This window comes from Mycolicibacter kumamotonensis, assembly GCF_002086285.1.
GTDB lineage: Bacteria > Actinomycetota > Actinomycetes > Mycobacteriales > Mycobacteriaceae > Mycobacterium > Mycobacterium kumamotonense.
The window spans coordinates 151,383-176,755 of sequence record NZ_MVHU01000006.1; the positions used below are offsets into that span (position 1 = coordinate 151,383).

The 25,373-nt window shown below is 66.9% G+C and carries 22 protein-coding genes and 2 pseudogenes; 17 read left to right on the forward strand and 7 right to left on the reverse strand.

From position 1 onward, the window contains the following. The first annotated feature begins 79 nt into the window (after window positions 1-79). The 7 genes and pseudogenes from BST28_RS06485 to ltp2 all read left to right on the forward strand — a co-directional run bounded on the left by BST28_RS06485 (window position 80) and on the right by ltp2 (window position 7,375). Complete coding sequence (locus BST28_RS06485) at window positions 80-1,324, forward strand: cytochrome P450 (RefSeq protein ID WP_083080362.1); 1,245 nt, start codon at window positions 80-82, stop codon at window positions 1,322-1,324. Between the two features lie 33 nt (window positions 1,325-1,357). After that, on the forward strand, window positions 1,358-2,605 hold the full coding sequence (locus BST28_RS06490; RefSeq protein WP_065289645.1) for a cytochrome P450: 1,248 nt from the start codon (window positions 1,358-1,360) through the stop codon (window positions 2,603-2,605). 16 nt (window positions 2,606-2,621) lie between these two features. Then, window positions 2,622-3,575, forward strand: a pseudogene (locus tag BST28_RS24640) (acyl-CoA dehydrogenase family protein); the annotation flags it as partial. Window positions 3,576-3,668: 93 nt separating this feature from the next. Beyond that, a complete protein-coding gene (fadE29, locus tag BST28_RS24645; RefSeq protein ID WP_029248856.1) occupies window positions 3,669-4,832 on the forward strand; it encodes an acyl-CoA dehydrogenase FadE29 in 1,164 nt (387 codons plus the stop codon). A gap of 13 nt (window positions 4,833-4,845) precedes the next feature. Next, window positions 4,846-5,820 (forward strand): bifunctional MaoC family dehydratase N-terminal/OB-fold nucleic acid binding domain-containing protein, encoded by a 975-nt coding sequence (locus BST28_RS06500; RefSeq protein ID WP_065289643.1) that lies wholly within the window; start codon window positions 4,846-4,848, stop codon window positions 5,818-5,820. Beyond that, window positions 5,817-6,218, forward strand: a complete 402-nt coding sequence (locus BST28_RS06505) for a MaoC family dehydratase (RefSeq protein ID WP_083080364.1) — start codon at window positions 5,817-5,819, stop codon at window positions 6,216-6,218. Before BST28_RS06500 ends, BST28_RS06505 begins: the two co-directional genes overlap by 4 nt. After that, window positions 6,218-7,375 (forward strand): 17-hydroxy-3-oxo-4-pregnene-20-carboxyl-CoA lyase, encoded by a 1,158-nt coding sequence (gene ltp2, locus BST28_RS06510; protein ID WP_083080387.1) that lies wholly within the window; start codon window positions 6,218-6,220, stop codon window positions 7,373-7,375. The genes BST28_RS06505 and ltp2 overlap by 1 nt, the downstream gene beginning before the upstream one ends. Here ltp2 and BST28_RS06515 read toward each other — a convergent pair. Then, entirely contained in the window at window positions 7,329-8,009 is a 681-nt protein-coding gene (locus tag BST28_RS06515; protein WP_065289641.1) for a TetR/AcrR family transcriptional regulator, read from the reverse strand. The two genes, ltp2 and BST28_RS06515, sit on opposite strands and share 47 nt — an antisense overlap. A gap of 107 nt (window positions 8,010-8,116) precedes the next feature. Between BST28_RS06515 and BST28_RS06520 the strand changes: the two genes are divergently transcribed. Further along, a complete protein-coding gene (locus tag BST28_RS06520; RefSeq protein WP_065289640.1) occupies window positions 8,117-9,736 on the forward strand; it encodes a PE-PPE domain-containing protein in 1,620 nt (539 codons plus the stop codon). Between the two features lie 58 nt (window positions 9,737-9,794). Here the strand turns inward: BST28_RS06520 and chsH3 are convergent, their stop codons facing one another. Together chsH3 and kstD are read right to left on the reverse strand one after the other, a co-directional pair. Further along, complete coding sequence (chsH3, locus tag BST28_RS06525) at window positions 9,795-10,655, reverse strand: enoyl-CoA hydratase ChsH3 (protein WP_065289639.1); 861 nt, start codon at window positions 10,653-10,655, stop codon at window positions 9,795-9,797. Between the two features lie 2 nt (window positions 10,656-10,657). Beyond that, on the reverse strand, window positions 10,658-12,340 hold the full coding sequence (kstD, locus tag BST28_RS06530) for a 3-oxosteroid 1-dehydrogenase (RefSeq protein ID WP_065289646.1): 1,683 nt from the start codon (window positions 12,338-12,340) through the stop codon (window positions 10,658-10,660). Window positions 12,341-12,603: 263 nt separating this feature from the next. Between kstD and BST28_RS06535 the strand changes: the two genes are divergently transcribed. From BST28_RS06535 to BST28_RS06560, 6 genes and pseudogenes are all read left to right on the forward strand, one after another. Then, window positions 12,604-13,860, forward strand: a complete 1,257-nt coding sequence (locus BST28_RS06535; RefSeq protein WP_234808208.1) for a cytochrome P450 — start codon at window positions 12,604-12,606, stop codon at window positions 13,858-13,860. 161 nt (window positions 13,861-14,021) lie between these two features. After that, the gene (locus BST28_RS06540) at window positions 14,022-14,807 is read left to right on the forward strand and encodes a 2-keto-4-pentenoate hydratase (protein WP_065287632.1); all 786 of its coding nucleotides are present in this window, start codon (window positions 14,022-14,024) and stop codon (window positions 14,805-14,807) included. An 11-nt stretch (window positions 14,808-14,818) separates the two neighbouring features. Continuing rightward, window positions 14,819-15,751, forward strand: coding sequence for an acetaldehyde dehydrogenase (acetylating) (locus BST28_RS06545; RefSeq protein ID WP_083080368.1), 933 nt, complete (start codon window positions 14,819-14,821; stop codon window positions 15,749-15,751). Beyond that, on the forward strand, window positions 15,748-16,776 hold the full coding sequence (gene dmpG / locus BST28_RS06550) for a 4-hydroxy-2-oxovalerate aldolase (protein WP_083080370.1): 1,029 nt from the start codon (window positions 15,748-15,750) through the stop codon (window positions 16,774-16,776). Before BST28_RS06545 ends, dmpG begins: the two co-directional genes overlap by 4 nt. Before the next feature lie 7 nt (window positions 16,777-16,783). After that, window positions 16,784-18,798, forward strand: a pseudogene (locus BST28_RS06555) (RecQ family ATP-dependent DNA helicase). Window positions 18,799-18,819: 21 nt separating this feature from the next. After that, entirely contained in the window at window positions 18,820-19,086 is a 267-nt protein-coding gene (locus BST28_RS06560; protein WP_019736154.1) for a heme-binding protein, read from the forward strand. On the opposite strand, the gene BST28_RS06565 is transcribed toward BST28_RS06560, so the two are convergent. The 4 genes from BST28_RS06565 to BST28_RS06580 are packed head-to-tail and all read right to left on the reverse strand — an operon-like array spanning window position 19,061 to window position 22,119. Beyond that, complete coding sequence (locus tag BST28_RS06565; protein WP_083080371.1) at window positions 19,061-19,780, reverse strand: hypothetical protein; 720 nt, start codon at window positions 19,778-19,780, stop codon at window positions 19,061-19,063. The two genes, BST28_RS06560 and BST28_RS06565, sit on opposite strands and share 26 nt — an antisense overlap. Before the next feature lie 10 nt (window positions 19,781-19,790). Then, window positions 19,791-20,723, reverse strand: coding sequence for a TIGR03619 family F420-dependent LLM class oxidoreductase (locus BST28_RS06570; RefSeq protein ID WP_083080373.1), 933 nt, complete (start codon window positions 20,721-20,723; stop codon window positions 19,791-19,793). Further along, window positions 20,720-21,208: a nuclear transport factor 2 family protein gene (locus BST28_RS06575; RefSeq protein WP_019736157.1), complete on the reverse strand. Its 489-nt coding sequence runs from the start codon at window positions 21,206-21,208 to the stop codon at window positions 20,720-20,722. Before BST28_RS06575 ends, BST28_RS06570 begins: the two co-directional genes overlap by 4 nt. Next, a complete protein-coding gene (locus BST28_RS06580) occupies window positions 21,184-22,119 on the reverse strand; it encodes an IclR family transcriptional regulator (RefSeq protein ID WP_029249020.1) in 936 nt (311 codons plus the stop codon). Before BST28_RS06580 ends, BST28_RS06575 begins: the two co-directional genes overlap by 25 nt. Before the next feature lie 96 nt (window positions 22,120-22,215). Here BST28_RS06580 and BST28_RS06585 point away from each other — a divergent pair, with 96 nt between their 5' ends. The 3 genes from BST28_RS06585 to BST28_RS06595 are packed head-to-tail and all read left to right on the forward strand — an operon-like array spanning window position 22,216 to window position 25,273. After that, a complete protein-coding gene (locus BST28_RS06585) occupies window positions 22,216-23,343 on the forward strand; it encodes a hypothetical protein (protein WP_019736159.1) in 1,128 nt (375 codons plus the stop codon). Window positions 23,344-23,345: 2 nt separating this feature from the next. Further along, window positions 23,346-24,128, forward strand: coding sequence for an SDR family oxidoreductase (locus BST28_RS06590; protein WP_029249021.1), 783 nt, complete (start codon window positions 23,346-23,348; stop codon window positions 24,126-24,128). Continuing rightward, complete coding sequence (locus tag BST28_RS06595) at window positions 24,128-25,273, forward strand: sulfotransferase family protein (RefSeq protein ID WP_019736161.1); 1,146 nt, start codon at window positions 24,128-24,130, stop codon at window positions 25,271-25,273. Before BST28_RS06590 ends, BST28_RS06595 begins: the two co-directional genes overlap by 1 nt. Window positions 25,274-25,373: the final 100 nt, after the last annotated feature.

A 25,373-nucleotide genomic window follows, 5' to 3' on the forward strand; every position in this document is an offset into this window, starting at 1 on the left:
ACGATGCGAAGACCCCTTTGGTCTATGGTGAGGCCATGTTTTACTGCTACTAGAACGCGTTGCATTTAGGAGTCCGTCGATGTCGAGTATCAAACTGCCTCCGGGGTTCGACTTCACTGACCCGGAGATCTACGCCGAACGGCTCCCCGATGCGGAGTTCGCCGAAGTGCGGGCCGCCGCCCCCATCACCTGGATCGAGCAGCCGGACGATAAGAGCGGTGGATTCAAAGACGGCGGCTACTGGGCGATCACCAGCCACCACGACGTCAAAGAGGTGTCCCGGCTCGACGAGGTCTTCTCGAGCGAGATCAACGGGGCCATTCCGCGCTACAACGACGACATCGAACGGGAGAACATCGATGTCGGGCGGCTGCTGATGCTCAACCAGGACGCCCCGCGGCACACCCGGCTGCGCCGGATCGTCTCGCGCGGGTTCACCCCGCGCCACATCCTGCCGCTGCACGACGAACTGCAACAGCGCGCCCAGGGCATTGCCAAGGAGGCTGCCGCCAAGGGCACCGGTGACTTCGTGGTCGAAGTGGCCTCCGAGCTGCCGCTGCAGGCGATCGCCGGCCTGATGGGTGTGCCGCAGGAAGACCGGGGAAAGCTGTTCAACTGGACCAACCAGATGACCTCGTACGACGACCCGGAGTACGCCCACTACGACCCGAAGACGTCGTCGATGGAGATCATCACCTACGGCCTGCAGCTGGCCGAGCAGAAGCGGCAGAACCCCGGCAACGACATCGTCACCACGCTGATCGAGGCCGACATCGACGGCGAGAAGCTCAACGACGACGAGCTGGGGTTCTTCATCATCTTGTTGGCGGTGGCCGGCAGCGAGACGACGCGTAACTCGATCACCCAGGGCATGATGGCGTTCACCGAATTCCCCGAGCAGTGGGAGCTGTTCAAGTCGCAACGCCCGGAGACCACCGCCGATGAGGTCGTGCGCTGGGCCACCCCGGTGACGTCGTTCCAGCGCACTGCAACTCGCGACTATGAGCTGTCCGGGGTGAAGATCAAGGAAGGCCAGCGGGTGGTGATGTTCTACCGCGCCGCCAACTTCGACCCCGAGGTGTTCGACAACCCGCAGCAGTTCAACATCCTGCGCGACCCCAACCCGCACGTCGGCTTCGGCGGCACCGGTGCGCACTACTGCATCGGCACCCACCTGGCCCGGATGACGATCGGCCTGATGTTCAACGCCATCGCCGACCACATCCCCGACCTCAAGCCGCTGGCCGCCCCGGAACGACTGCGCTCGGGCTGGCTCAACGGCATCAAGCACTGGCACGTCGACTACACCGGCAAGTCCGCCTGAACCACCGAACCAACACTGGAGGCTAGTTCCACCATGTCCACACTTCCCCCCGGATTCGACTTCCTCAACCCCGACGTCATCGTCGAGGGCATCCCCGAGGAGGAATTCGCCTTGCTGCGCAAGGCGGCGCCCGTCTGTTGGATCGAGCAAGCCCCGGGGAAGGGCGGCGGATTCAATGACGGGGGCTATTGGGCGGTCACCAAGCTTGCCGACGTCAAAGAGGTGTCGCTGCGCAGCGATGTCTTCTCCAGCTACGAGAACTGTGTGATCCCACGGTTTCCCGACGACATGCAGCGGGAGAACATCGAGGTTCAGCGGTTCGTGATGCTGAACATGGATGCGCCGCACCACACCCGGCTGCGCCGGATCATCTCCCGGGGCTTCACCCCGCGGGCGATCGGGAGGCTGCGCGACGAACTCCACGAGCGTGCGCAGGCGATCGTCAAAGCCGCTGCCGAGGCCGGCTCCGGGGACTTCGTCGAACAGGTCTCCTGCGAGCTGCCGCTGCAGGCGATCGCCGGGCTGCTCGGGGTGCCGCAGGAAGACCGGGACAAACTCTTCCAGTGGTCCAACGAGATGACCGGTAGCGAGGACCCCGAATACGCCGACATCGACCCGCAGGCCTCGTCGGTCGAGTTGATCCAGTACGCCATGCAACTGGCCGCCGCCAAGGCGGAGAACCCCGGCGAAGACATCGTCACCACGCTGATCAACGCGGACATCGACGGCGAGAAGCTTTCCGACGACGAGTTCGGATTCTTCGTGGTGATGCTAGCGGTGGCCGGCAACGAGACCACCCGCAACTCGATCACCCACGGCATGATCGCCTTCTCCGAGCACCCCGAGCAGTGGGAACTGTTCAAGAAGGAGCGCCCGCCCACCACCGCCGACGAGATCGTGCGGTGGGCCTCACCGGTGATCTGCTTCCAGCGCACGGCGCTCGAGGACTACGAGCTGTCCGGAGCGCAGATCAAGAAGGGACAGCGGGTGGTGATGTTCTACCGTTCGGCCAACTTCGACGAGGACGCGTTCGACGACCCGTTCAGCTTCAACATCCTGCGGGACCCGAACCCGCACGTCGGCTTCGGCGGCACCGGTGCGCACTACTGCATCGGCACCCACCTGGCCCGGTTGACGATCGACCTGATCTTCAATGCGGTAGCCGACCACGTGCCGGACCTCGCGCCGCTGGCCAAGCCGGAACGGCTGCGGTCGGGGTGGCTGAACGGCATCAAGCATTGGCAAATGGACTACACCGGCAAATGCCCGGTGGCCCACTAGATTTAAGGAGATTCGGGTGGACTTCAGTCCAGATCCGGAACAGCAGGCGGTCGCCGACGTCGTCACGTCGGTCCTCGACCGGGACAACAGCTGGGAGGCGCTGGTCTCCGGCGGCGTGACAGCGCTCGCGGTGCCGGAGCGGCTCGGCGGTGACGGTGTCGGACTGTCGGAAGTGGCCTCCGCGCTCACCGAGATCGGTCGGCACGGGACCGTCAGCCCCGCACTGTGCACCCTCGGATTCGGGTTGGTGCCGCTGCTGGATCTGGCGACCGAGGCCCAGCAGGACCGCTACCTGGCCGGGGTGGCCAAGGGTGCGGTGTTGACCGCTGCGCTGGACGAGCCGGCCGCCGCCCTGCCCGAACAGCCCGGGGTCAAACTGGCCGGTAACCGGTTGTCCGGCACCAAGGTCGGTGTGCCTTTTGCCGATCAGGCCGAGTGGATGGTGGTCACCGCCGATTCCGGTGTCGCCGTCATCTCACCGAAAGCGTCCGGGGTGCGGCTGACCAAGACCCCGACCGCCAACCACAGCGACGAGTACGTGGTCGACTTCGACGACGCCGAGGTCGACATCGTGCTGGACGGGGCGTCGGTGCGCCGGGTGAACCAGTTGGCGCTGGCCATGATCGGCGCCTATGTCTCCGGGCTGGTGGCCGGTGCGCTGCGGCTGACCGCCGACTATGTCGGCAGCCGTGAGCAGTTCGGCCGGCCGCTGTCGACCTTCCAGACGGTGGCCGCGCAGCTCTCGGAGGTCTACATCGTCTCGCGGACCATCACGCTGGCGGCGACGTCGGTGGTGTGGCGGCTGGCCAACGGCCTCGACGCCACCGACGACCTCGGGGTGCTCGGATACTGGATCACCTCGCAGGCGCCCCCGGTGATGCAACTCTGCCATCACCTGCACGGCGGAATGGGTATGGACGTCGACTACCCGATGGACCGCTACTACTCCACGATCAAGGATCTGAACCGCCTGCTGGGCGGCCGGTCGCACCGCCTCGGCCTGGTGTCGGTCGCGAGCGCAGCGCAGCCGGGGGAGGGTCAGCTGCCGACAGCGGCGGGCACCATGTTCGTCGATCTGACCCCCGAGCAGCGCAAGCTGCAGGCCGAACTACGCGAGTACTTCGCCAACCTGATCACGCCCGATGAGGAAAAGGCGATGGCGACCGACCGGCACAATCAGGCCTACCGGGAGGTAATCCGCCGGATGGGCCGCGACGGCAAGCTCGGTGTCGGGTGGCCCAAAGAGTTCGGCGGCCTGGGCTTCGGCCCGATCGAGCAGCAGATCTTCGTCAATGAGGCGCAGCGCGCGGACATCCCGCTGCCGGCCGTGACGCTGCAGACGGTCGGCCCGACCCTGCAGGTGTATGGCAACGAGGCGCAGAAGAAGAAGTTCCTGCCCGCCATCCTGGCCGGGGAAGTGCATTTCGCGATCGGTTACACCGAACCCGAAGCCGGTACCGACCTCGCGTCGTTGCGCACCACCGCGGTTCGAGACGGTGACCACTACATCGTGAACGGTCAGAAGGTGTTCACCACCGGCGCGCACGACGCCGACTACATCTGGCTGGCGGTGCGCACCGACCCGACTGCGGTGAAGCACAAGGGGATTTCGATTCTGATCGTCGACACCAAGGACCCCGGGTACTCCTGGACTCCGATGATCTTGTCCGACGGCGCGCATCACACCAACGCGACCTACTACAACGACGTTCGGGTGCCCGTCGACATGTTGGTGGGCGAGGAGAACGGCGGCTGGAAGCTGATCACCACCCAGCTCAACAACGAGCGGGTGATGCTGGGCCCGGCCGGGCGGTTCGGCGCCATCTACGACAAGGTGTACGCCTGGGCCACCAAGCCCGGCAGCGACGGGGTGACCCCCATCAGCCATGACGCGGTCAAGCGGGGCCTCGGCGAGATACACGCGATGTTCCGGATCAACGAGCTGCTCAACTGGCAGGTCGCCGCGGCCGGCGAGATCATCGACGTGGCAGATGCCGCGGCCACCAAGGTCTTCGGTACCGAGCGGATTCAGTACGCCGGGCGGTTGGCCGAGGAGATCGTCGGCTGCTACGGCAATCCGGCCGACCCGGCCACCGCCGAACTGCTGCGCTGGCTGGATGTTCAGACCAAGCGCAACCTGGTCATCACGTTCGGCGGTGGGGTCAACGAGGTGATGCGCGAGATGATCGCCGCCTCCGGCCTGAAGGTTCCGCGGGTGCCACGATGAGTCGAGGAGACAGATGAGCGACATTTCCTCCGGTATCGAGCAGATACTGGCGTCGGGCCGCAGCAAGCCGCGGACCGGCCGGGATCCGGTGAACCAGCCGATGATTCGGCACTGGGTCGACGCGATCGGCGACGCCAACCCGATCTATGTAGACGAGGCGGCCGCGCGTGCGGCCGGGCATCCGGGGATCGTCGCTCCGCCGGCGATGATTCAGGTGTGGACGATGATGGGGCTGGGTGGGGAGCGCCCCGCCGACGACCCGCTCGGCAAGGTCATGGAATTGTTCGACGGCGCAGGCTATGTCGGGGTGGTGGCGACGAACTGTGAGCAGACCTACCACCGCTACCTGCGGCCCGGCGAAGAGGTCAGTGTCACCGCCGAAGTGACCGACATCGTGGGTCCCAAGCAGACCGGCCTGGGTGAGGGGTACTTCGTCACCCAGAAGATCCGCTGGTGGGTCGGCGAAGAGAACGTCGCCGACATGATCTGGCGCATCCTGAAGTTCCTGCCGAAGGACAAGGATGCGCAAGGCTCCGCGCCGGCTGCGGTGCCCGAGGATCTCGACCCCGACAAGATGATGCGCCCGTCGTGGTCGCGGGATTCGGCGTACTTCTGGGACGGGGTGGCCGCACACGAACTGCGTATCCAACGCCGTCCGGACGGCAGCCTGCAGCATCCGCCGGTGCCGGCGATCTGGAAGGACAAGACCGAGACCACCGACTACGTCGTCTCCAGCGGTAGGGGAACGGTGTTCAGCTACGTGGTGCACCATGCCCCCAAAGTTCCCGGCCGCGCATGCCCGTTCGTCATCGCGTTGGTCGAGCTCGACGAGGGCGTGCGGATGCTCGGTGAACTGCGCGGCATCGACGCCGCCGCGGTGAAGATCGGAATGCCGGTCTGCGCAACATATCTCGACTTTCCCGCCAGCGACGCCGGTCCGGCGTGGAGCCTGTACGCGTGGGAGCCGGTGGAAGGAGGCGGGGCATGAGCGCTCCGACCGTGCACGTGGGCACCAAACTGCCCGAGCTGAAGATCTACGGCGACCCGACATTCATCGTCTCCACGGCGATCGCCACCCGCGATTACCAGGATGTGCACCACGACCGGGACAAGGCTCAGGCCAAGGGGTCCAAGGACATCTTCGTCAACATCCTCACCGACACCGGTCTGGTGCAGCGCTACCTGACCGACTGGGCCGGATCCAGCGCGGTGATCCGCTCGATCGCACTGCGACTGGGCGTGCCGTGGTACGCCTACGACACCGTCACCTTCTCCGGTGAAGTGACCGCCGTGGACGATGGCCTGGTCACCGTGAAAGTCTTGGGCAACAACAGTCTTGGCGACCATGTCATCGCCACCGCTACTCTCACCCTCGGGGAGGAATGATGCTGTCCGGTAAGGCGGCTATCGCCGGAATCGGCGCGACCGACTTCTCCAAGGAATCCGGGCGCAGCGAACTGCGCCTGGCCGCCGAGGCGGTGCTCGACGCCCTCGACGATGCGGGCCTGGCCCCGGCCGACGTCGACGGTCTGGTCACCTTCACCATGGACTCCAACCTGGAGACCGCCGTCGCGCGTGCCACCGGCATCGGTGAGCTGAAGTTCTTCTCCCAGATCGGTTACGGCGGTGGGGCCGCCGCGGCGACGGTGCAGCAGGCGGCCATGGCGGTGGCGACCGGGGTCGCTGAAGTGGTGGTGGCGTACCGGGCCTTCAACGAGCGCTCGGAGTTCCGGTTCGGCCAGGTGATGACCGCGCTGACGGTCAACGCCGATTCCCGCGGCGTGGAGTACAGCTGGTCCTATCCCCATGGTCTGAGCACCCCGGCGGCGTCGGTGGCGATGATCGCCCAGCGTTACATGCACGAATACGGTGCCACTAGTGCAGATTTCGGTGTGGTGTCGGTAGCCGACCGCAAGCACGCAGCGACCAACCCGAAGGCGCACTTCTACGGCAAGCCGATCACCATCGAGGATCACCAGAACTCACGGTGGATCGCCGAGCCGCTGCGGCTGCTGGACTGCTGCCAGGAGACCGACGGCGGGGTGGCAATCGTGGTCACCACACCCGAGCGGGCCCGCGACCTCAAGCATCGTCCGGCGATCATCGAAGCGGCGGCACAGGGCTCCGGGGCCGACCAGTTCACCATGTACTCCTACTACCGCGAGGAGCTCGGGCTGCCCGAGATGGGCTTGGTGGGCAGGCAACTCTGGGCGCAGTCCGGTTTGACGCCGGCCGACATCCAGACGGCGGTGCTCTACGACCACTTCACCCCCTACACGCTGATCCAGTTGGAGGAGTTGGGGTTCTGCGGTAAGGGCGAGGCCAAGGACTTCATCGCCGGTGGTGCCATCGAGCTGGGTGGCCGGTTGCCGATCAACACCCATGGCGGTCAGCTCGGCGAGGCCTATGTGCACGGCATGAACGGTATCGCCGAGGGGGTGCGCCAGCTGCGCGGCACCTCGGTCAACCAGGTAGATGGCGTCGAGCACGTGCTGGTCACCGCTGGGACCGGGGTGCCGACGTCGGGTCTGATCCTGGGCTAGGTTGCGGTGCCTCGTCGGCCACCATCGACAGCATGGTGGCGACGAAGTCTTCGAGGCGTTCGCGCGGGTAGGTCTGCGGGTCGCGTGCGGTCAGCCGTCCCAGCATCTCGGCGAACGACAGCATGGTGTGGCCCAGCAGGACCGGATCCAGGCGGGCCAACTGCGGCATGAAGGCGGCCGCGGCGCGGGCGAGTTCCTCGGACTGGCGCAGGACGGCGGAGCGGGCGCTGCGCAGTGAGTCGCGGTAGTCGCGGGGCGCGCTGTCGGGAACGGTGAGGATCAGCCGCCAGCCGGTCGGATTGTTCAGCACGGCCTTCAGGAATGCCCCGATCGTCGCGGTGTAGGCGCCGGTCGGTCCCAGCGTGCTGAGGTCGTCGGGCATCGCCGCACGAACCTCGGCGATGCCGCGTTCGCGTTCGCGTTCGAGTAGCGCCTCGACGAGCTCGGCTCGGGTACTGAATGCCGTGTACAGCACCGGCTTTGCGACGCCGGCCGCGACGGCGACCGCCTCCATGCTCAGCTCGTGCAGCGCGCAACCGCCCAGGACCTCCAATGCCGCGTCGAGCGCCTGCGCGCGGCGCTCCTCCCGCGTCAGGCGTGGCGCGTATTTACGCCGCTGCCGAGTCGAGTCCATAGGATCCGAAGTTTACGCCACCGTTGCATTCGCGGGGCCCGCAATGCTACGGTGCCGTTCTATTCGGCGCTGATCCGTAGCCGAAGTGCTCCCGCGAGGAGGTCGCGATGATCCGGTTGTTGGGTGGCTACCTGGCCACCGGTCTCATGATCGCGGGAGCCGGTCTGATCGGGGCTCCGCCGGCGGGTTCGTCGGCGCTGGACCTGCGGATGCACGCGGTTCTGCTCACCAGCGGTAACACCGCGGACTCTCCGCTCGGCAACGGAACCGCGTTGATCGTGGGCGCCAGCGGCCTGCCCGTTCCGCCCGCCGGCTACGTGGACGCCGCCGACACCTACTACCTGGCTCCGCGCGGATTCGGCGGGACCACGCAGGCCGTCGTCACCCCCGAGTCGCTGTGGCCGCTGACCGGCGTCAAAAACCTGACCACCGACGAGTCCTTCGCCCAGGGCGGGCAGATCCTGGCGAACGCGATTACGCAGCAGATCGCCGGCGGACAGGTCGATGCGGCAAACCCCGTCGTGGTGTTCGGCTACTCCCAGGGCGCCGTTGTCGAAACCGAAGCGATGAAGCTGCTCGCCGAACAAGGGGTGCCCAGCGACTACGTGCACTTCGTCATGCTCGGTAACCCCGCCAATCCCGACGGGGGCATCCTGGAGCGGTTCAATGTGCCGATCGACGGCGTCAGCCCCACCATTCCCAGCTTCGGACTTACGTTCAGCGGCGCGACGCCGGCCGACCTCTACCCGACGAACATCTACACGATCGAATACGACGGCTTCGCCAACTTTCCGCGCTACCCGATCAACTTCCTCGCCGATCTGAACGCCTTTCTCGGCATGGGCTTCTCGCATGGCGCGTACCTGGGCCTGACGGCCGAGCAGATCCAGGATGCGATTCAACTGCCGGCGGCGGCCGACAGTCTGACCGACTACTACATGATTCCCGCCGACAGCCTGCCCCTGCTGGCCCCGCTGCAGTTTCTGCCGGTGATAGGAATGCCCCTCTACGACCTTCTGGAACCGGCAACCTCGATACTGGTGAACCTGGGCTACGGGTGTATCACCGATGCCTGGTGCGAGGTCACCGATGCCAGTGCGCCAACCACTTTCGGCCTGTTCCCCACCAATCTGGACTGGGCTGAAGTCGCCACCGCACTGGGCAACGGCGTGCAGCAGGGGATTGCCGATGCCATCAGGGATCTGCAAGACCCCGCGACCTACCAGCCCACGTCGGTCCTCGACACCCCGGCGCTGCAGGGGCTGCTGGAGACGGCGTACCGGATTGTCGGGGGCACCGTCGGTAACCCCACGCCGACCTGGGGCGAGATGGTGCAGGTGGGGTTGAATCTGCTCAACAACGCTGTGCCGGGATCGATTTCGGGGGTGACGATCGATTCCCCACCCATTGACATCTTCAACGCCCTGATCGCCAACGTGTCGAACGACTACGCAACCCTGCTCCCGATCGCGGACACGTTCAACGCACTGCTCATCACGCTGCCCTCGGTCGCCATCAGCTTCATCGCACAGCAGGCCGCCGACGGCAATCTCCTCGGCGGGATCGGCGAGGCGCTGGCCGCTGCGACGGCATTGCTGCCGCTCGGAATCGGTTTCGGCATCGTCGCCCCCGTCGTGGAGGCGGTGGGCCTCAACGTGATCAATCTGGTGAACCTGTTCCCGGGAGCGCTGGAAGACCTGGCCAACCTGTTGCCCGATATCCCCTGACCGGCCTCGGCCAGCGTCGGGGGCCCCGCGCGGGCGGGATGGAAAGCCGGAGATCCGGCTACGCCGAGACCAGCTCCACGTCGCTCAGCACAGCGGCATCGTCGCGCGAGGGCGCCACCACGTTGCCCAGCAGCCGGTCGTCCTCTTTCCACAGCTGCGCCCGCAGGGTCTCGCCCGGGAACACCACCCCGGCGAACCGCGCGCCGAAGGAACGCACCGCGCCCGCGTCCCCGCCCAGCGCGGTGTCCACCGCCGCCTTGCAGGTCATGCCGTAGGTGCACAGCCCGTGCAGGATCGGCCGCGGGAATCCGGCAGCCGCCGCAAATCCAGGGTCCGAATGCAGCGGATTGCGGTCGCCGCAGAGCCGGTAGAGCAGGGCCTGTTGCGGTGCAACCGGGATGTCGATCTCGAAATCCGGTGCGCGGTCGGGACGTTCGGTAGTCGAGGCCGGCCCGCGCTCACCGCCGAAGCCGCCCTCGCCGCGGGCGAAGATGGACCGCTGTTGCGTCCACAGCGGCGTGCCGTCGGTGCTGGTGACGGTGGTCTCGAGCACGACGACGGCGGCCTTGCCCTTGTCCCAGACGTCAACGATCCGGCTGACGGCCTGCGCGCTGCCGGACGGCGGCAGCGGCGCCGGCACGATCACCTTCTCGGAGGCATGCAGGATCTTGGCCAGGTCGATTTCGACGCCCGGCCAGCTGACCTTGGGCGGGTCGACATCGTTGAACGACGCCGCGACGCACCCGAAGGTCGGCAGCACCTGCGGGGTGCCATCGGCGACGTAGCTCAGCTCGCGCGGGTCCATCGGGTCCGCCCCGGCGCCCAGCGCCAGGTTGTAGAGCTGCACATTGGTTGCGGTCCAGGAGAATTCGACCCGGCCGAACTCCGCGCCCCGTGCGACATCGAGATCGATCGGCATGTCTAGGTCCTTCCAGCGATATCGAGAGCGGCCAGGTAGCCGAACGTCATCGCCGGCCCGATGGTGCCGCCGGGCCCGGGGTAGGTGTGGCCCATCACCGGGGCACTCACGTTGCCCGCGGCGTAGAGACCCTCGATGACGCTGTTGTCGTCGCGCAGCGCGCGCCCGTGCACGTCGGTGCGGATCCCGCCCTTGGTGCCCAGGTCGCCGGGCACCATCTTGGCCGCATAGAACGGGCCCTGGGCGATCGGCCCCAGGTTCGGGTTGGGCTTGTTGGTCGGGTCGCCGTAGTAGCGGTCGTAGGCGCTCTGCCCGCGGTGAAAGTCCTCGTCGACGCCGGTGCGGGCGAACTCGTTGAACCGTTCGACGGTGGCGGCCAACGCCTCGGCCGGCACACCCATCTTGGCCGCCAACTCCTCCAGGGTGTCGGCGGAGACGATCACGCCGGACTCCAGCCACTTCTTCGGAATCCGTTGTCCCGGCTGCAATCCCGCAAAGATGTAGTTGTTGCGGTAGCGCTGGTCGAACACCAGCCAGGCCGGGATGTTCTCGCCGGGGCCGGGTCCCTGTCCGTATTCGCCGCCGTACATGTGGTGGCAGGCCTCGACGTAGGGCATCGACTCGTTCATGAACCGCTTGCCGGCCATGTTCACGATGATCGAGCCGGGCGAGTTGCGCTCGGACAGCGCGAACCACGGTGCACCCGGCAGCGGGACCGTCGGGCCCCACCAGGAGTCCTCCATGATGTCCAGCGCGGCACCGAGTTTCTCTCCGGCCAAGATCCCCTCACCCGTGTTGGCCTTCGCTCCGACGGTCCACTCGGTGGTGATCGGAGCCCGCTGGTACTTCACCCGCATCTGCTCGTTGTGCTCGAACCCGCCGCTGGCCAGGATGACCCCGCGGCGTGCCCGGATCAGCCGCGGCTCGCTCTCCTCTGGCGCGTTGGTGTCGCGGACGTAGACGCCGCGGACCACGCCGTCGGAGACGTAGAGATCGGTCAGCGCGGTGTTCAGCTCGACCGGAACGCCGGCATCGCGCAGGCCGATCCGCAGCGGTGCGATCAAGGCGCGGCCCATACCGACCAGGTTCTTGCCGGTGGCCTGGGCCCACATCGTGCGGGCGCCGACCTTGAGGCTGCGCAGCACACCGCGGGGGTGGCGCTTGAGCTGGTTGAGCCGGACGTAGTCCTGCTGCATGACGACGACATTCAGCGGCACCTTGCCGTACGGCGGCTCCAGGCCGGCCAGGTCGGCGCCGAGCTTGCGGGCGTTGAACGGCTTCGGCTCGATCGAGCGTCCGGTGGGCTTACCGCCCGGCTGCTCGGGGTAGTAGTCGGCGTAGCCGGGAACCCAGCACATCTTCAGTGGTGAGTGCTTCAGCACGAATGACAGCATCTCCGGGCCGCGCTGCAGGTAGGTGTCGATCTTCTCGGCCGGAACCACGTCACCGATGATCGTGCGCAGGTAGGTGCGGGCGGCTTCGGCGGTGTCCTTGACGCCCGCGCGCTGGAGCACTTCGTTGTTGGGGATCCACACGCCGCCTCCGGAGCGGGCGGTCGAACCGCCGTAATGGGCGGCCTTCTCGATGACAATGGTGGACAGTCCGTGGTGGGCTGCGGTGAGGGCGGCGACCATCCCGGCGCCGCCGCTTCCGACCACGACGACGTCGTACTCCTGCTCGGGCATGTAGAACACGTTATAGAATTGCCCCACCCGGGCGCCAGTTGGCCGGCCGTACAGGCGCCGCGCTCATCCGGACGACTTCTTTCTACCCTGCGGGTAACTCGCCGGGACCGGCCAGGTCAGATAGAGTAACAGGCACGGTAGAACGCGTTTCAGTTTGGCGACCGGCGAGGACGCTTTCCCGCCTTTCGTCTGCGGCGGAGGCGTGTTTTACTGGCACGAGCATGCATCGTCTGTTCACATGCCCTGAGTTAGGAGTCATCAGCGTGGCCAGCCCCACTACCTCGTCAGCCCTCAACCTTCCGGTCGGGTTCGACCCGACCGATCCGGAGATCTACGCCCAACGGCTTCCGGACCAGGAGCTGGCCGAGCTGCGCACGAGTGAGCCGATCAAGTGGATCGAACAGCCCGACGGGGTCGGCGGTTTCAACGACGGCGGCTACTGGGCGATCACCCGGCACGAGGACGTCAAAGAGGTCTCGAGGCTGGACAACATCTTCTCCAGCGAGGTCAACACCGCCATTCCGCGGTTCAACGACGACATCCCGCGCGACGCGATCGACGCGCAGCGCATCCTGATGCTCAACCAGGACGCCCCCCGGCACACCAGACAGCGCCGGATCATCTCGCGCGGGTTCACCCCGCGCCACATCCTGCCGCTGCGTGACCAGCTCGAGCAGCGTGCCCAGGCCATCGCCAAGGAGGCGCTGGCCCGGGGCACCGGCGACTTCGTGGTCGAAGTGGCCTCCGAGCTGCCGCTGCAGGCGATCGCCGGCCTGATGGGGGTGCCGCAGGAAGACCGCGGCAAGTTGTTCAACTGGACCAACCAGATGACGTCCTACGACGACCCGGAGTACGCCCACTACGACCCCGCGGCCTCGGCGATGGAGATCATCACCTACGGCCTGCAGCTGGCCGAGCAGAAGCGGCAGAACCCCGGCAACGACATCGTCACCACGCTGATCGAGGCCGACATCGACGGCGAGAAGCTCAACGACGACGAGCTGGGCTACTTCATCATCTTGTTGGCGGTGGCCGGCAGCGAGACGACGCGTAACTCGATCACCCAGGGCATGATGGCGTTCACCGAATTCCCCGAGCAGTGGGAGCTGTTCAAGTCGCAACGCCCGGAGACCACCGCCGATGAGGTCGTGCGCTGGGCCACCCCGGTGACGTCGTTCCAGCGCACCGCAACTCGCGACTATGAGCTGTCCGGGGTGAAGATCAAGGAAGGCCAGCGGGTGGTGATGTTCTACCGCGCCGCCAACTTCGACCCCGAGGTGTTCGACAACCCGCAGCAGTTCAACATCCTGCGCGACCCCAACCCGCACGTCGGCTTCGGCGGCACCGGTGCGCACTACTGCATCGGCACCCACCTGGCCCGGATGACGATCGGTCTGATGTTCAACGCCATCGCCGACCACATCCCCGACCTCAAGCCCCTGGAAAGCCCCCAGCGGCTACGCTCGGGCTGGCTCAACGGCATCAAGCACTGGCAGGTCGACTACACCGGCAAGTCCTAACGCGCGGTGTGGGCGGGGGCCGACGGCGAGCACGCCGCCGGCCCTCCGTCGCTACCGGGCCCGCCCGGGACCGTCCGAGCCAAAAGTTAGAACACGTTATAGAATTTTGATCAGCGGCTCGGTTTCACCCGCATCACAACACCCGAGGGGACCTTTCGAAGATGCTTAGCGCCCAGATCCGCGACGAACTCGCCGCCGAGTTGGCGCAAGCTGAGCGCAGCCGGGTCCCGATCGCACCGTTGACGGCGGCACATCCCGACATCGACGTGGTCGACGCCTACGAGATCCAGCTGATCAACATCCGCCAGCGGATCGCCGAGGGCGCCCGCGTGGTCGGGCACAAGGTCGGCCTGTCCAGCGAGGCGATGCAGCAGATGATGGGCGTCGACGAGCCCGACTACGGGCATCTGCTCAACGAGATGCAGGTGTTCGAGGAGACCCCGGTCAAGGCGTCGAGGTACCTGTACCCGCGGGTCGAGGTGGAGGTGGCCTTCATTCTGGCCGAGGATCTGCCGGGCGCGGACTGCACCGAGGAGCACGTGCTGGCCGCTACCGAGGCCTTCGCCCCGGCGATCGAATTGATCGACAGCCGGATCACCGACTGGAAGATCAAACTCTGCGACACCATCGCCGACAACGCCTCCTCGGCCGGATTCGTGCTGGGCAAGCAGCGGGTCAAGCCGGATGACATCGATATCAAGAACATCGACGCCTCATTGACCAAGAACGGCGAGGTGGTCGCGCAAGGTCGCAGTGACGCGGTGCTGGGCAACCCGGTCACCGCGGTGGCCTGGTTGGCTCGCAAGGTCGAAAGTTTCGGGGTGCGGTTGAAGGCCGGGGACATCGTGCTGCCGGGCACCGCTACCCGGGCCATCGACGTACGCGCGGGCGACGATTGCGTCGCAGATTTCTCCGGGCTGGGTTCGGTCCGGCTGGTTTTCGAGTAAGAGGAGCGTTCATGGCTGCTAAGGCCTCAGTCGCGATTGTAGGGTCGGGCAATATCAGTACGGATTTGCTGTACAAGCTGTTGCGTTCGGAGTGGTTGGAGCCGCGCTGGATGATCGGTATTGATCCGGAGTCGGAGGGGTTGGCGCGGGCGCGCAAGCTGGGTTTGGAGACCTCTGCCGAGGGGGCGGATTGGTTGCTGGCTCAGGATGAGTTGCCGGATTTCGTGTTCGAGGCCACCAGCGCTTATGTGCACAAGGCGTATGCGCCCAAGTATGAGGCGGCTGGGATCCGGGCGATCGATTTGACTCCGGCGGCGGTGGGGCCGGCGGTGATTCCGCCGGCGAACCTGCATGAGCACGTCGATGCCCCCAACGTCAACATGATCACCTGTGGTGGGCAGGCCACCATTCCGATCGTGTATGCGGTGACCCGGGCGGTGGCCGAGCAGGGCGGCAGCGTTCCGTATGCGGAGATCGTGGCCAGTGTGGCCAGTGTTTCGGCGGGGCCGGGGACGCGGGCCAATATCGATGAGTTCACCAAGACCACCTCGCGTGGGGTGGAGACCATCGGTGGTGCGCAGAAGGGCAAGGCGATCATTATCTTGAACCCGGCTGATCCGCCGATGATCATGCGGGACACCATTTTCTGCCAGATCCCCGAGGACGCCGATCGGGAGGCGATCACCGCGTCGATCACCGATGTGGTTGCTCAGGTCCAGGAGTATGTGCCGGGGTATCGGCTGCTCAATGAGCCGCAGTTCGACGAGCCGTCGCTGAACTCCGGGGGGCGTGCGGTGGTGACCACGTTCGTCGAGGTCGAGGGCGCCGGTGATTACCTGCCGCCGTATGCGGGCAACTTGGACATCATGACCGCTGCGGCTACCAAGGTCGGCGAGGAGATCGCCCGCGAGATGGCCGGTGTGAGTGCTGGAGGAGCGAAATGAGCGACCACATCTTCGATGTGCGGATCACCGACACCTCGCTGCGTGACGGTAGCCACCACAAGCGTCACCAGTTCACCCCTGAGGAGGTTTCGGCGATCGTCGCGGCGATCGATGCCGCCGGTGTGCCGGTGATCGAGGTGACTCACGGTGACGGGCTGGGCGGGTCGAGTTTCAACTACGGGTTCTCCAAGACTCCCGATCAGGAGTTGATCAAGCTGGCGGCGCAGACCGCGCGTGATGCCCGGATCGCGTTTTTGATGCTGCCCGGGGTGGCCACCAAGGAGGACATGAAGGAGGCGCAGGGCAACGGTGGGCAGATCTGCCGGATCGCCACGCACTGCACCGAGGCCGATGTCTCCATTCAGCACTTCGGTCTGGCCCGCGAGTTGGGGTTGGAGACGGTGGGGTTTTTGATGATGGCCCACACGGTGTCTCCGGAGAAGCTGGCCGGCCAGGCCCGGATCATGGCTGATGCGGGGTGCCAGTGCGTGTATGTGGTGGATTCGGCTGGTGCGCTGGTGCTCGAGGGTGTGCGTGATCGGGTGGCGGCGTTGGTCGCCGAACTCGGTGACGACGCTCAGGTGGGTTTTCACGGTCACGAGAACTTGGGGTTGGGTGTGGCCAACTCGTTGGAGGCGGTGCGTGCCGGGGCCAAGCAGATCGACGGTTCGGTGCGCCGGTTCGGTGCCGGTGCGGGCAATGCTCCGGTTGAGGCGTTGATCGGGGTGTTCGACAAGGTGGGGATCAAGACCGGTATCGATTTCTTCGACATCGCTGATGCCGCGGAGGACGTGGTGCGCCCGGTGATGCCGGCCGAGTGCGTGCTGGACCGCAACGCGCTGATCATGGGCTATTCCGGGGTGTATTCCAGCTTCCTCAAGCACGCGGTGCGTCAGGGTGAGCGCTACGGGGTGCCGGCCCACGAGTTGTTGCACCGGGCCGGTCAGCGCAAACTGATCGGCGGCCAAGAAGACCAGCTCATCGACATCGCCCTGGAGATCCAGCGGGAGCGAGCCGCGAAATAACCCCCACATGACGGTGCGGCTGCAGGCCCAGGCGATTCTGGAGCAGCTGGCCGGACCGCAGGCGCGGTTGCGCGACGACCAGTGGGCCGCGATCGAGGCGCTGGTCGTCGGGCGTCGCCGCGCGCTGGTGGTGCAGCGGACCGGCTGGGGCAAGTCTGCGGTGTATTTCATCGCGGCCAAGCTGCTGCGCGCCGGCGGACACGGCCCGACGGTGATCGTCTCGCCGCTGCTGGCGTTGATGCGTAACCAGGTCGCCGCCGCCGAACGCGCCGGGGTGCACGCCGCCACCATCAACTCGTCGAACGTCACCGAGTGGGCTGAGGTGCAACGCCGGGTGACCGCCGGCGAACTCGACGTGTTGCTGGTCAGTCCGGAGCGGCTCAACAACCCCGACTTCCGCGACGAGGTGTTGCCGGCGCTGGCCGCCAAGGCCGGGCTGGTCGTGGTCGACGAGGCCCACTGCGTATCCGACTGGGGCCACGATTTCCGGCCGGACTACCGCCGCATCCGCACCCTGATCGCTGAGCTCGGCGCCGACATCCCGGTCCTGGCCACCACGGCAACCGCCAACGACCGGGTGGTCGCCGATGTCGCCGGCCAGCTCGGAGTCGGCGGTTCTGACACGCTCGTGCTGCGTGGTGGCCTGGACCGCGAATCGTTGCGGATGTCGGTGGTTCAACCCGGTGGCCCCGCTGCTCGGGCCGCCTGGATCGGCACTCACCTGGAACAGCTGCCCGGATCCGGGATCGTCTACACGCTCACCGTGGCCCAGGCCCACGATGTGGCCGCCGACCTGCGCGCGCAGGGGTTCGCAGTGGCCGCCTACACCGGTTCGACCGACTCGGCCGATCGTGAGCAGCTCGAGGCCGATCTGCTGGCCAATCGAGTCAAAGCGCTGATCGCCACCTCGGCGCTGGGCATGGGATTCGACAAGCCCGACCTGGGGTTCGTCGTCCACCTGGGTGCGCCGTCCTCGCCGATCGCCTACTACCAGCAGGTCGGCCGTGCCGGGCGCGCCACCACCAGCGCCGAGGTGATCCTGTTGCCCGGTATTGAGGACGCCGACATCTGGCGCTACTTCGCGTCGCTGGCCTTCCCCCCGGAACCTTTGGTGCGCAAAGTCATCGGCGAACTGTCGCCGGATCAGCCGCTGTCCACACCGGCGCTCGAAGCGCGCGTCGACCTGAATCGGTCGCGACTGGAGATGGTGCTCAAGGTCCTCGACGTCGACGGCGCGGTGCGCCGAGTCAAGGGCGGATGGCTGGGCACCGGAGCCCCGTGGACCTACGACGAGCAGCGCTACCGCAAGCTCGAAGAGCTGCGGCGGGCTGAGCAGCAGGCGATGCTGGACTACCAGGCCACCGACGGCTGCCGGATGAGTTTCCTGCGTGCCCAGCTCAATGACCCCGAGCTTCAGGAGGGGGAGCGCTGCGGGCGGTGCGACAACTGCGCCGGGCCGCGCTTCGATGCGGCAGTGGATCCCGCCGCTGCCGCGGCCACCCGTGAGCGGCTGATGCGTCCCGGAGTCGAGATCACGCCGCGCCGGCAGTGGCCGTCGGGCCTGGCGCGGCTCGGCGTCGAAGTCTCCGGCCGGATCACCGACGGGCCGGAGCCGGGCCGCGTCATCGGCCGGCTCACCGATCTGGGCTGGGGCGCCCGGCTGCGGCGGCTACTCGACGAGCCGGATCAGCCAGTGCCCGACGAGGTGGTCCGCGCCGCGGTGAGTGTGCTGGCAGGCTGGCAGTGGCAGACCCGGCCGACCGCGGTGCTGGGCCTGGACTCGTCCACGCACCCGGTGTTGATCGCCTCGCTGGCCGACCGGCTGGCCGAACTCGGGCGACTGACCCGGCTGGACACCTTGCGGTATGCACCGAGCCGGCGGACCTGCCGGCGGAAATCGGCCCGGTGTTGCTGGTCGACGACGTGACCGACACGGGGTGGACGTTGACGATGGCCGCCCGGCTGTTGCGCGCCGCGGGTGCACCGCAGGTGCTGCCGTTCGCCCTGGCCAGCGTGAACTGAAAGCGCGCGTACCGTCGAAAGATGAGCGGAATCACTCGAGCGATCGCGGTCGGCCTGCTCAGCGTGGCCGCCGTCCTGACACCGGTGGCCAACGCCGCACCGCAATGCGACCAGACCGTCGGCGAATCCATCGACGCGTACCTGAACCGGCATCCGGACGTCCGGGCGGAGCTGGACGAACGGGGCAGGCAGGAGGATCCCGGCGCCCCGAATCCGACGCTGTCCTACCTCGAACGGCACCCGCATGTACGGGAGGCGTTGATCACGCTGTCCCAACAGTGTGTGTGACGAACGGCGACCGGAACACATAGCGACTGGTGGGCACCGTGTCGATATTGAGGTGCGCGCCGAATGCGCTGACACTGGCGACCATCCGGCCCACCCGATCATGCAGATCGGCTTCGTCGGCCGCGCCGTAGAAGGCGTAGGGATCCGACACGGCTTCGTCGGGGAAGTTCTCCTCGACGATCGCGTCGATGTGCGGCGCATCGGCGCTGAGCGCACGGACCACCACGTTCTGGGTGTAGCCGAAGGTCGCCTGGGTATCGATCGCGACCTGAGTGTGGTCGATGTGCCAGCGGTGCAGCCAGGTCGCCTCGTCCAACTCAGCCGGCCGGCGCAGTAGCGCCACGTTGGCCAGCCCCCGGGTACGACGGCCGTCCCCGAGGTCCGGCGGTGCCATGGGCGTCGATTCGGTCACCAGATATGCCGGCGCCGAATCGGATTCGGCTTCGATCAGGGCGATGGCGGCTCGGGTCGCTTCGCCGTAGTACTGCTGGGTCCACAGACTGATGACGGCCGCGGCCGGCGGATCCAGCGTCGTCAGGGTCATCATGGAGTCGCGCACCGGTTCGTCGCGCACGTTGACCACGACGCCCGGCAGTCCCAGATCGAGAAGCTTCGCCGCGACCGGACCGCGCAGATTCTGGCACCACTGGTCGTTGAAATCGGCTGTGCGCGCGACGATCATTACCTTTTCCATCGATGTCTCCTTAGGTGGCGGTGCGGAACGCGCCGACGAGTTCGCGAAGCAGATCAGTGGCCCGGCCGATGTCCTTGGGCAGCGAGCAGGTGACCCGCACATCGGTGACCCCGGCCGCTATCAGCGCCGGCGCCGAAGCCGCGGTGGCGTCGACGTTCAGGGAGCCGTCCGGGTTCTTGGCGGTCGTGGCGTGGCCCAGGACCTGCAGGTCAGTCGGATCGCCGCCCAGTGCGGCGATGCGGTCCTTCATCGCTGCGATGGCGCCGGCCGGGTCGCGCATCGCCGGGCCCCACGGAATCCAGCCCGATCCGAACCGGGCCAGCCGGCGTGCCACGGCGTCGTTGACGGTGCCGCTCACCCAGATCGGAACCCCAGTGGGCGCAACGGGTTTGGGCATCTGGTGAATATTGGCGAAGGTCAACTCCGGGGACGTGTAGCTGCTGCGCTGTTGAGTCCACAGCGTCTGACACACCTCCAGGGTGTGGTCCAGGAGTCGGCCGCGGCGCTCGAACGACAATCCGGCGGCCTCGTACTCCTCGCGCTGCCAGCCGACGCCCACGCCGAGATCCAGCCGCCCACCCGACAGCACATCCAGGGTGGCCAGCTCCTTGGCCAGCACCGCCGGCCGGCGCAGTGCCGCCAGCAACACCGCAGTGCCCAGCCGGATGCGAGTGGTGGTTGCGGCCAGCGCGGTCAGCACGATCAGCGGGTCCAGCCACTGGCCGTCGGGACCGGTGGGCTGGCGCCCGCCGGCGATTCCGCCCAGCCGGGGGTCGCCGTACGCATCCGGGTTCTCGCCGAACACCACGTGGTCAGAGACCACCACCCGATCGACACCCGCCGCGTCCATCGCAGCGCCCAGGGCCAGGGTGGCGCCCCAGTCGTGGCCGGGGTCATCGGTGAAAGTCTTGAGCTGAAAAGAGATCTGGGGCCGACGGGTCATGGGCGAACCTGGCGAGCCGGTCGAGTCTCGATGGCGTCGATCGACAGGGTGCGCACCGCGATCCGCCAACCCTGCTGACCGCGGCGGTAGATGTCGCTGTAGCGCAGGTACCAGACGTGGTCGGTGATCTGGCCGTCATGGGCGATCCAGTGGTGCGCCACACCGGTGATCGCCCCGCTGGCCACCTCGGCGGTGGGGGAGCCGGTGTAGAACTCGCCGACGATGCCGTGCTGGGTCCGGGCCACCGTGGACAGTGCAGACAGGGCGGCCACCACGCCCGCGTGGCCGTTGTGGCGCACGCATGGCTCCAGATGTTCCGGCGGCTTGGGCAGGATCAGTTCGGCGTCAGCGGTGAACAATTCGGCCACCTCGTCGAAGCGTCGCGCGTCGACATAGCCGGCGTAGCGGTGCACGAGCCCGGACAGTTCCAGCTGAGAGTCAGCGGACAAGACCAGCGCGGTCATGGCGTCGAACCCGACAGCCATGCGGGCTTGCTCCCGCCGAGTTGTGCGGTGAGCGCCTCGGCGGTCCGCAGCAGTCCCCGCGCCCATTTGGCGATCTCGGAGTCGGTCAGTGCCCGCTGGGCGTGCAGCGACACCACCATCGCCTGGCGTTGATGGTGGTCGTAGACCGGCGCGGAGATCACGCTGATGTCGTGGCGGCCCCGGCCGCCGGCTTCGCCACGCAGATACACCCGCTCGCCGATATCCGAGACCAGCTCACCGAGCAAGGCCCGCAGCTCGTCGGGTAAGTCGCTGGGCAGGCCCGCCATCAACCCGTAGAGCCGTTGCCCGCCCGGTGTCAGACGCTCGACCAGATACCCGTCGGCGCGGCATTCCTCGACGACGCGTTGCAGTCGCTCGCTCTCCGAGCGCAGTGGAATGGTGGGTTGGCGGGCCAGCCAATCCTGTAGGGCGAGGTCGTCCCAGAGCACGAACATCAGCCCGACCGGTGGTGCGAACGGATAGCTCTGGCCGGCTTGGACTCCCAGATGCGCGTGAGGTGCCGCCACCAGGTCCAGCACCGTGATCCGGTCGTCGACCACCGCGCTGAGCGCAGCCGAGGTGGCGAAATCCGCTGACAGCCGCCGCAGTTGCTCGCGTGCCTCGGGGCCGACCCGCAGCGACTGCTGGGCCGCGCGGCCCAGCGAGATCAGGCCCGGCCCGAGCCGGTAGGTCTTATCGGGATCGTCTCGGGTCAGATAGCCCGCGTCGGCCAGGGTGTTGGCGATGCCCAGGCAGGTCGGCTTGGACAGCTCGGTGCGGCGGGCCAATTCGGACAGCCCGAAGCTCTGGTCGGGGTGGCGGGCCAGAAAGTCCAGGATCGCCACCACCCGCTCGGTCGGCGGGGACGACCGCACACCCCGTGGAGGCGCGGCTTGTTGAGGCACAGCCATTGCAGCATGCTACCGCGACCGTCTAAAGTCGGTTCGAGATATATACCAGTTCGGTCCAATATTGGACCATTCGAGGATCGAAGAGGTGCTGCAGCGATGTACTCCGAACCCCTTTCGGCCGCGATCGCCGAGGCGGAGAAGCTGGTTGCCGCGGCCCCGCACATCGAGACCGAAGCCGACCTGCTCGAGGGCCTGCAGTACCTGGCCGGCGGTATCGAGGCATGTGTGCATGCCGCTTTCAACAGCGAGCGCGATCACCCGTTCTTGCTGTCGGGCACTGGACCGTTCACCAAGATGGGCCTGGACAACCCCGACACGCTGTACTTCGGCACCGTGGTCCGTCCGGGCAACGACTACGTCGTGCAGGGCACCCGGGGAACCACGACCGACCTGAGCTTCCAGCTGCTCGGCGGCGAATACACCGACGACAACGTTCCGGCCAGTGAAGCCGCCTTCGACGATCGCGAACTTGATGTTGCCGCAGATGGCAGCTTCACCTGGCGCTTTCAGCCCAAGACGCCCGCGCAACTGGTGATCCGCGAGGTCTACAACGACTGGGATGCTCAGCGCGGCACCCTCTCGATCGCCCGGGTCGACACAGCGGGCACCGCGCCGCCGCCGCTGACGCCTCAGCTCATCGAGAAGCGTTATGCGGCAGCGGGAAAGCAGCTGATCAACCGGGTCAAGACCTGGCTGGCGTTTCCGCAGTGGTTCTACCTCAATCTTCCGGTCAACACCATGGTGGCGCCGCGGCTCACTCCCGGCGGGCTGGCCACCCAGTACTCGTCGGCCGGACACTACGAGTTGCGGCCCGACGAAGCCCTGGTCATCACGTTGCCGGTGACCGATGCGCCTTACTTGGGTTTCCAGCTGGGCAGCCTGTGGTACATCTCGCTGGACTACATCAACCACCAGACGTCGCTGAACGGCACACAGGCGCAAGCGGATCCGGATGGCAAGATCCGGATCGTGGTCTCCGACACCAATCCCGGCGTCACCAACTGGGTCGAGACCCTGGGCCACCGTCGCGGATTCCTGCAGTTCCGGTGGCAGCGGGTGTCGCGGCAGCTGACCGAGGCGGACGGGCCGACCGTCGAGCTCGTCGATGTCGGCTCGGTGCCGGCGGTATTGCCCTATTTTGACCACAACAAGATTTCCGAAGACGACTGGCGGGCGCGTATCGCGCAGCGGCAGCAGCAAATCGCTAACAGAATGCTGGGGTGAAGATGACCGGAATGCTTGACGGGAAAGTCGTCGTGATCAGCGGCGTCGGCCCAGGACTCGGCAGCACCCTGGCGCACCGATTCGCGTCCGAGGGCGCCGATCTGGTGTTGGTCGCACGCAGTGCGGATCGCCTCGAGGAGGTGGCTAAGGAGGTCGTCGCCACCGGGCGGCGTGCACTGGCGGTGCCGGCCGACATCACCGACGACGATCAGGTCGCCAACCTGGTGAAGGCCGCCACCGCCGAGTACGACCACATCGACGTGCTGATCAACAACGCTTTCCGGGTGCCGTCGATGAAACCGTTGGCGCAGACCACCTTTCAACATATTAGGGACGCCATCGAGCTCAGCGGGCTCGGCGCACTGCGCCTGACCCAGGGCTTCACCGCCGCGCTGGCCGAGGCCAACGGCTCAATCGTCAACTTGAATTCGATGGTGATCCGGCACTCGCAGCCCAAATACGGCGCTTACAAGATGGCCAAGGCCGCACTGCTGGCGATGTCGCAGTCGTTGGCCTCCGAACTCGGAGAGCAGGGCATCCGGGTTAACTCCGTTGCACCCGGCTACATCTGGGGCGAGACCCTGCAGAGCTACTTCGCCCACCAGGCCGGCAAGTACGGCACCACCGTCGAACAGATCTACGCCGCCACCGCCGCGAACTCCGACCTGAAGCGCCTGCCCACCGAGGATGAGGTGGCCTCGGCGGTGCTGTTCCTGGCCAGCGACCTGGCCAGCGGCATCAGCGGCCAGGTCCTCGATGTCAACTGCGGGGAGTACCACAACTGATGACCGCTCGTACCGATGTCGGCACCGTCGAGGATCTGCACGCCTCGGCCACCAAGATGGTCGGCCTCGACGACTTCGGACCCGACGACGACAACTATCGTGAAGCGCTCGGCGTGCTGCTGGACTCCTACCGCAGCGAGGCCGATCTCACCGAGCTGGGCAGCAAGATGAACCGGTTCTTCCTGCGCGGCGCGCTGGTGGCCCGGTTGTTGGCGCAGGCCGGTTGGAACCAGCACCCCGAGTACGCCGACGTCGCCGTGGAGCGGCCGATCTTCGTCACCGGGCTGCCGCGGACCGGCACCACCGCGCTGCACCGCCTGTTGGGCGCCGACCCGGCGCATCAGGGCCTGGAGATGTGGCTGGCCGAGTTCCCGCAGCCGCGGCCACCGCGCGAGACCTGGGAGTCCAACCCGGTCTTCGCCCAGATGCAGGCCCAGTTCGCCCGGCATCACGAAGAGAACCCCGACTACACCGGGCTGCACTTCATGACCGCCGACGGTCTGGAGGAGTGCTGGCAGTTGCTGCGCCAGTCGCTGCACTCGGTGTCCTACGAGACCCTGGCGCATCTGCCGAGCTACTCGCGCTGGCTCTCCGAACAGGACTGGACACCGTCATATCGGCGGCATCGTCGCAACCTGCAACTGATCGGGCTCAACGACCCGGGCAAGCGGTGGGTGCTCAAGAATCCCAGTCACCTGTTCGCCCTGGACGCGATCATGGCGGTCTACCCCGATGCGCTTATCGTGCAGTGCCATCGGCCGGTAGAGACCATCTTGGCGTCGATGTGCTCGCTGGCGCAGCACACCACCGAGGGCCAGTCGAACACCTTCGTCGGTGCGCAGATCGGCGCCGACGAGATGGAGACCTGGGCCCGCGGGCTGCAGCTGTTCAACGCCCAGCGCGCCCAATACGACCAGGCGCAGTTCTGCGACATCGACTACCACGAGTTCGTCGCCGATCCGCTGGCCACCGCGGCAGGCATCTACGAACGCTTCGGCCTGCCGCTCACCGATGCCGCACGTGCGGCGATGGCCGACGACTACGCCGCGAGCAAGACGGGACCGCGCGCGCCCAAACACCATTACGCGCTGGAGGATTACGGCCTGACCACCGAGCAGGTGCGGGAGCGCTTCGCCGGCCTGTGACCTGAGCGCTCCACACCTCCCCGGGGGGGGGGGGGGGGGGGCGGGGGCCCCCCCCGCGGGGGGGGGGGGGGGGGGGGGGGGGGGGGGGGGGGGGGGGGGG

Bases quoted from the DNA above. Each gene is read 5' to 3' on its own strand.
- BST28_RS06485 (WP_083080362.1), top strand. From the start codon at position 80: ATGTCGAGTATCAAACTGCCTCCGGGGTTCGACTTCACTGACCCGGAG.
- BST28_RS06490 (WP_065289645.1), top strand. From the start codon at position 1,358: ATGTCCACACTTCCCCCCGGATTCGACTTCCTCAACCCCGACGTCATC.
- fadE29 (WP_029248856.1), top strand. From the start codon at position 3,669: ATGTTCGTCGATCTGACCCCCGAGCAGCGCAAGCTGCAGGCCGAACTA.
- BST28_RS06500 (WP_065289643.1), top strand. From the start codon at position 4,846: ATGAGCGACATTTCCTCCGGTATCGAGCAGATACTGGCGTCGGGCCGC.
- BST28_RS06505 (WP_083080364.1), top strand. From the start codon at position 5,817: ATGAGCGCTCCGACCGTGCACGTGGGCACCAAACTGCCCGAGCTGAAG.
- ltp2 (WP_083080387.1), top strand. From the start codon at position 6,218: ATGCTGTCCGGTAAGGCGGCTATCGCCGGAATCGGCGCGACCGACTTC.
- BST28_RS06515 (WP_065289641.1), bottom strand. From the start codon at position 8,009: ATGGACTCGACTCGGCAGCGGCGTAAATACGCGCCACGCCTGACGCGG.
- BST28_RS06520 (WP_065289640.1), top strand. From the start codon at position 8,117: ATGATCCGGTTGTTGGGTGGCTACCTGGCCACCGGTCTCATGATCGCG.
- chsH3 (WP_065289639.1), bottom strand. From the start codon at position 10,655: ATGCCGATCGATCTCGATGTCGCACGGGGCGCGGAGTTCGGCCGGGTC.
- kstD (WP_065289646.1), bottom strand. From the start codon at position 12,340: ATGCCCGAGCAGGAGTACGACGTCGTCGTGGTCGGAAGCGGCGGCGCC.
- BST28_RS06540 (WP_065287632.1), top strand. From the start codon at position 14,022: ATGCTTAGCGCCCAGATCCGCGACGAACTCGCCGCCGAGTTGGCGCAA.
- BST28_RS06545 (WP_083080368.1), top strand. From the start codon at position 14,819: ATGGCTGCTAAGGCCTCAGTCGCGATTGTAGGGTCGGGCAATATCAGT.
- dmpG (WP_083080370.1), top strand. From the start codon at position 15,748: ATGAGCGACCACATCTTCGATGTGCGGATCACCGACACCTCGCTGCGT.
- BST28_RS06560 (WP_019736154.1), top strand. From the start codon at position 18,820: ATGAGCGGAATCACTCGAGCGATCGCGGTCGGCCTGCTCAGCGTGGCC.
- BST28_RS06565 (WP_083080371.1), bottom strand. From the start codon at position 19,780: ATGGAAAAGGTAATGATCGTCGCGCGCACAGCCGATTTCAACGACCAG.
- BST28_RS06570 (WP_083080373.1), bottom strand. From the start codon at position 20,723: ATGACCCGTCGGCCCCAGATCTCTTTTCAGCTCAAGACTTTCACCGAT.
- BST28_RS06575 (WP_019736157.1), bottom strand. From the start codon at position 21,208: ATGGCTGTCGGGTTCGACGCCATGACCGCGCTGGTCTTGTCCGCTGAC.
- BST28_RS06580 (WP_029249020.1), bottom strand. From the start codon at position 22,119: ATGGCTGTGCCTCAACAAGCCGCGCCTCCACGGGGTGTGCGGTCGTCC.
- BST28_RS06585 (WP_019736159.1), top strand. From the start codon at position 22,216: ATGTACTCCGAACCCCTTTCGGCCGCGATCGCCGAGGCGGAGAAGCTG.
- BST28_RS06590 (WP_029249021.1), top strand. From the start codon at position 23,346: ATGACCGGAATGCTTGACGGGAAAGTCGTCGTGATCAGCGGCGTCGGC.
- BST28_RS06595 (WP_019736161.1), top strand. From the start codon at position 24,128: ATGACCGCTCGTACCGATGTCGGCACCGTCGAGGATCTGCACGCCTCG.